1 protein-coding gene is annotated in these 1447 nt (G+C 69.2%); it reads right to left on the bottom strand.

Annotation, left to right across the window (positions count from 1 at the left end; genetic code table 11):
- On the bottom strand, nt 1–1440 hold a 1440-nt coding region (locus tag AC2FMY_RS21955), incomplete at its 3' end, for an NAD(P)H-dependent oxidoreductase subunit E (protein ID WP_496808106.1).
- Between the last annotated feature and the right edge of the window lie 7 nt (nt 1441–1447).

Below are 1447 nucleotides of genomic sequence, written 5' to 3'. Positions count from 1 at the left end.
GTCCACCTCGGAGAAGACCACGATCGCGTGCGAGCCGACAAACGCGCCGAGCCTCGCAAGCTCACCGCCGAAATCGAGCGGGACATCCCCCTTGTCGGCGGGCAGGATACCCCCCGATGCGCCGCCGGGTAGGTAGGCCTTGAAGACGTGGCCCTCTTCCATGCCGCCGCACAGCTCGATCAGTTCGCGCACCGTCGATCCGGCGGGAGCAAGCACGACGCCGGGGTTGCGCACACGGCCCGAGACCGACCAGGACCGCGGGCCGGGGTGGCCATCGCTGCCCTGTCCGGCGAACCACTTGGCGCCCTTGGTGAGAATCTCAGGCACCCAATAGAGCGTTTCGACGTTGTTGTTGAGTGTCGGCCGGCCGAACAGGCCAACCTCTGCGATGAAGGGCGGGCGCAGGCGCGGCAACCCGCGCTTGCCCTCGATCGATTCGATCATCGCGCTTTCTTCGCCGCAGATATAGGCCCCCGCGCCGCGGCGCAGCTCCAAGAAGCCCGGCGCGGAGAGGCCCGCGGCCTCGAGCGCCGCGATTTCGCGGCGGAGAATCTCCAGCACGGCGGGATATTCGTCGCGCATGTAGATATAGACGCGCTCGGACCCGACTACCGTCGCGCCGATCAGCGCGCCTTCCAGCATGGCGTGGGGATTGCGCTCCAGATAATAGCGGTCCTTGAAGGTGCCGGGCTCGCCCTCGTCGCCATTGACGGTCATCAGCCGGGGGCCGGGATAGCCCCGCACGATGCCCCATTTCATGCCCGTGCCGAACCCCGCCCCGCCAAGGCCGCGCAGTTTCGAATCGGACAGGGTGTCGATGATGCCCTGCGCGGTCAGCGCGCCGCTGCGCAGCTGTTCGAGCGCGCCGTAGCCGCCCGCGGCGCGATAGGCGTCAAGCCCGGCATAGCCGGGAAGAACGGTGGCGGTGTCGCCCCTGGCGGCCAGGTCCAGCAGGCCCGCGGCCGTTGCATTGCCGACCTCCCGGTCGCCGATTCGCACCGCGGGCGCCACGTCGCAGCCGCCCATGCAGGGGGCCTTGACCACGCGCACCGAGGCGGGATCGGTGCCGCGCTTGAGCTCGGCTTCCAGGTCGGCGGCGCCGCGCAGCATGCAGGCGATCCCGTCGCAGACCCGGATCGTCAGCGGCGGCGGGGCGGTCTCGCCCTCGCGCACCAGATCGAAATGGTCGTAGAAAGAGGCTACCTCATAGACTTCGGCCTGCGACAGGCGCATCAGTTCGGCCAGCGCGCGCAGGTGGCGTGCCGAGATGTGACCGAAACGGTCCTGCACCTTGTGCAGGTTCTCGATCAGCCGGTCGGCTGGCTGCGGCGCCGTGCCAATGATCTCTTGAAGTTCGGCCAGCGCAGCGGGGTCGAGCTGCCGGCCCTTGCCCGCGCCCGATTTCCGCCGCACCCCGAAGGCGGCGCGGTCCTGTGTCATGGTCGTC

This window comes from Ruegeria sp. YKSE079 (genome assembly GCF_059612845.1).
This window is presented reverse-complemented; position numbering and strand designations above follow the sequence as displayed.